Below are 4,065 nucleotides of genomic sequence, written 5' to 3'. Positions count from 1 at the left end.
GCCCCGCAGCACCGATGAGGTCTCGGCGGTGCTGGCGGCCTGCCACGCGGCGGGGCGCGTCGTCGTCCCGCGCGGGGGCGCCACGGGCCTCGTCGATGGTATCCTCTGCGCACCCGGCGACATCGCCCTGTCGCTGGAGCGCATGACCGGGATCGAAGCGCTCGATCCCCTGGCGATGACGATGGTGGTCCGCACCGGCACCACCCTCGAGGCGGTGCAGGCGGCGGCGGAAGCCGCGGACCTGTTCTTCCCCCTCGACCTCGGCGCCCGCGGCTCGGCGACGGTCGGCGGCACGATCAGCACCAATGCCGGCGGCCTGCGGGTGCTGCGCTACGGCATGATGCGCGAGATGGTGCTCGGCCTCGAAGCGGTGCTCGCCGACGGCACCGTGGTCTCGTCGATGCGGCCGCTGATCAAGAACAACACCGGGCTCGATCTCAAGCAGCTCTTCGTCGGCACGGAAGGGACGCTCGGCGTGGTCACCCGCGCGGTGCTGCGCCTGCGCCCGGCGCCGGTCGGCTACGCCACCGCCCTCGTCGCCTGCGCCGACGTCGACGCCGCCGCCGCCATCCTTTCCCGCGCGCAACGGGCGTTCCAGGGCCGGGTCTCGTCCTTCGAGGGGATGTGGCCGGACTTCTACCGCGCGATGACCGCGCCGGGCCGCTTCGCCCCGCCGCTGCACCGGGAGCACCCGTACTACGCGCTGATCGAGGTCGAGTGCGTGCCCGAGGAGGAGCCGCGCTTCCTGAGCCTGCTCGAAACCCTGATGACGGAGGAGATCGTGCGCGACGCCGTGATCTCGGCCTCCGAGGAGCAGCGCCGCGCGCTCTGGCGCATCCGCGACCGGGTCGAGCTGCTGGGAGAGGCCGGGCTGGCCCGCCCGTTCGACGTCAGCGTGCCGCTCTCGGCCATGGCCGGCTACGTCGCCGAGGCGAGCGCCCGGATCGCCGCGATCCACCCGGATGCGGGCAGCGTCGCCTACGGCCATGTCGGCGACAACAACATCCATTGGAACACCGCGCGGCTGCCCGACCCCGCCCTCGAAGCCCAGGTGGAGGCGGCGATCTACGAGCCGCTCGCCGCGCTCCAAGGGTCGGTTTCGGCCGAGCACGGCATCGGCCTGGAGAAGCGCGGCAAGCTCGGGCTGTCGCGCTCCGCGGCCGAGATCGCGACGATGCGGGCGGTGAAGCGCGCGCTCGATCCCAAGGGCATCCTCAATCCGGGCAAGATCTTTTCGGATCCCGTGGACTGATCCGCCTCCGTTCTTCCGGATCAGAAGCCGACGCGGTCGCCGCCCTTCAGGGACAGCATCGCGCGGGCGTCGTCCGGCGTGGCGACCTCCAGGCCCAGCCCTTCGATAATGCGGCGGACCTGGGCGACCTGCTCGGCGTTCGATTGCGCCAGCCGCCCCGGGCCGCCCCACAGGCTGTCCTCCAGCCCGACGCGGACGTTGCCGCCCATCGCCGCCGCCATCGCGGCGATGTTCATCTGGTTGCGCCCGGCACCGAGCACCGACCAGCGGTACTGGTCGCCGAACAGCCGGTCGGCGGTGCGCTTCATGTGCATCACGTCGTCCGGGTGCGAGCCGATGCCGCCCTGCAGCCCGAACACCGTCTGGATGAACAGCGGCGCCTTCACCAGCCCGCGGTCGAAGAAGTACTTCAGATTGTAGAGGTGGGCGGTGTCGTAGCACTCGAACTCGAACCGGGTGTCGTTGCCGGCGCAGGTGGTGAGGATGTGCTCGATCTGACCGAACGAGTTGCGGAAGATGATGTCCTTGTTTCCGAGGTACGTCCGCTCCCACGCGTGCTTCAGGTCCGTGAAGCGGTCGAGCATTCCGAACAGCCCGAAGTTCATCGAGCCGAGGTTGAGCGAGGCGACCTCCGGCTTGAAGGTCGCGGCCGGGCGCACCCGCTCCTCGATGGTCATCGTCGGCGCGCCGCCGGTGGTGATGTTCACCACGCAGTTCGAGCGCTGCTTGATGACGGGCAGGAACTTGGCGAAGGCCTCGGGCGTCTGGTCCGGCTCGCCGGTCACCGGGTTGCGGGCGTGCAGGTGGACGATGGCCGCGCCGGCCTCCGCCGCGCCGATCGCCGCGTCGGCGATCTCCTCCGGCGTCACCGGCAGGTACGGCGACATGCTCGGCGTGTGGATCGCGCCGGTGACGGCACAGGTGATGATGACTTTTCGCGCGCTCGCCATGGTCGCTCCGTCCCTGCCTGTCCGCTCGCTCCGGGTCGTTCGGTCCGGATTTAGGGCTGCCGGGTGCCGCGGGCAAAGCCCTGGCCGCAGGCTCAGGCCGGGCGCGAACCGGCCGCCGGCCGTCTCAGGCGGCGCCAGCCCATCGCCACGCCGGAGGCCGCGACCACCGAGCCGGCCGCGAGCAGCAGGAGCATGAACCCGTCCCAGGCCGGGCGGTGGCGCACCAGCAGGCCGAAGTCCAAGGTGTGCAGCAGCTCGAAACCCCAGCGCTCGGCCCGGCCCGACCGGTCGAGCCGGCGATCAGGCCGCGAGGCGGCGCTCCGCCTGGACGACGGTCCGCTTCGGGGCCGTCCGGACGTGGGTGGTGTAGAGGGTCAGGCCGGTGAAGGCGAGGCCGCCGACGAGATTGCCGAGCACGGTCGGGATCTCGTTCCAGAAGAAGTAGTCGCCGACCGAGAACTGGCCGCCCATGAGCAGGCCGAAGGGGAACAGGAACATGTTCACCACCGAGTGCTCGAAGGTCATGTAGAAGAACAGCATGATCGGCATCCACATGGCGATCACCTTGCCGCTGACGGTGGTCGAGATCATCGCGCCGACGACGCCGGTGGAGACCATCCAGTTGCACAGCATGCCGCGGATGAAGATCGTGAACCAGCCGCCGGTGCCGTGAGCGGCATAGCCGACGGTGCGGCGCTCGCCGATGTGGGCGATGAACTCGCCGACCTTGTCGGCCGGCGCGGTGAACCCGAAGGTGAACACGAAGCCCATCATGAGCGCCACGGTCAGCGCGCCGAGGAAGTTGCCGATGAAGACGAGGCCCCAGTTGCGCAGCACGCCCCCCCAGGTCACGCCCGGCCGGCCGTCGAGGAGCGCCAGGGGCGCCAGCACGAACACGCCTGTGAGCAGGTCGAAGCCGAGCAGGTAGAGCATGCAGAAGCCGACCGGGAACAGGGCGGCGCCGAGGATGGGGATGCCGGTCTGCTGCGTGATGGTGACGGCGAAGACCGCGGCGAGCGCCAGGATCGCGCCAGCCATGTAGGCGCGAATGATGGTGTCGCGGGTCGACATGAAGATCTTGGATTCGCCTGCGTCCACCATCTTGGTGACGAACTCAGCAGGAGCGAGATAGGCCATCTTGGTCCTCTTACGATTCGGGCTTCTGCAAAGCTCGCCGGACTGCGCGGCCCTTGGCCCCTCGTCCGGCCACGCTTCATTGCGCGGCCTGCACCAGGAGATGTGCGCGAAGCCGGCACACTACCTGTCAGCGAACCCGAAGCAAGACCTGGGCCGATCGGAAAAGCGTTACCTTCGCGGATCGCGCCTGCGGCGATGGTTCGTTTCGGATCTTCGAATGGCGGGGTCACACCCTCTCAGGCGCGAGAAGGCGTGCTCGCTGGCGGAGCTGCAGGATCACACGCGCGTCGCCCCTCCAACTGGAGGCCGGCGCCCGGTCAGGGCCGAGCGGCCTGCAGGCCCGGCACCGCCGCGAGGAGCGAGCGGGTGTAGGCATGATCCGGCTGGCGAAAGAGGTCGGTCGTGGGGCGCATCTCCACGATGGCGCCGCGATGCATCACGGCGATGCGGTCGCAGATCTTGGCGGCGACGCGCAGGTCGTGGGTGATGAACAGCATCGCGAGGTTCAGGCGCTGCTTGAGGTCTTCCAGCAGATCGAGCACCTGCGCCTGGACCGAGACGTCGAGGGCCGAGACCGCCTCGTCGGCCACGAGCACATCGGGCTCCATGGCGAGCGCCCGGGCGATGCCGATGCGCTGGCGCTGGCCGCCTGAGAAGGCGTTGGGGTAGCGCTCGGCCGCGCTCGCCGAGAGGCCGACGAGGTCGAGGAGCTCGCGCGCCCGGGCG

At 69.9% G+C, this 4,065-nt stretch carries 5 protein-coding genes; 1 reads left to right on the top strand and 4 read right to left on the bottom strand.

What is annotated here, in order from left to right; translation table 11 throughout:
• A partial coding sequence (locus FV222_RS19140; protein ID WP_147815404.1) for an FAD-binding oxidoreductase occupies positions 1-1,252 on the top strand: 1,252 nt, incomplete at its 5' end.
• 20 nt (positions 1,253-1,272) lie between these two features.
• On the opposite strand, the gene FV222_RS19135 is transcribed toward FV222_RS19140, so the two are convergent.
• The 4 genes from FV222_RS19135 to FV222_RS19125 form a co-directional block, all read right to left on the bottom strand.
• Positions 1,273-2,202: a 3-keto-5-aminohexanoate cleavage protein gene (locus tag FV222_RS19135; protein ID WP_147761950.1), complete on the bottom strand. Its 930-nt coding sequence runs from the start codon at positions 2,200-2,202 to the stop codon at positions 1,273-1,275.
• Between the two features lie 92 nt (positions 2,203-2,294).
• Positions 2,295-2,444 (bottom strand): hypothetical protein, encoded by a 150-nt coding sequence (locus tag FV222_RS29845; protein ID WP_187277382.1) that lies wholly within the window; start codon positions 2,442-2,444, stop codon positions 2,295-2,297.
• A gap of 58 nt (positions 2,445-2,502) precedes the next feature.
• Complete coding sequence (locus FV222_RS19130; RefSeq protein ID WP_147751719.1) at positions 2,503-3,339, bottom strand: formate/nitrite transporter family protein; 837 nt, start codon at positions 3,337-3,339, stop codon at positions 2,503-2,505.
• A 317-nt stretch (positions 3,340-3,656) separates the two neighbouring features.
• On the bottom strand, positions 3,657-4,065 hold a 409-nt coding region (locus tag FV222_RS19125; RefSeq protein ID WP_147815403.1), incomplete at its 5' end, for an ABC transporter ATP-binding protein.

The sequence above is a fragment of the Methylobacterium sp. WL103 genome (assembly GCF_008039885.1).
GTDB lineage: Bacteria > Pseudomonadota > Alphaproteobacteria > Rhizobiales > Beijerinckiaceae > Methylobacterium > Methylobacterium cerastii.
The sequence above is the reverse complement of the archived record's forward strand: the minus strand, read 5'-3'. Positions and strand labels throughout refer to the sequence as shown.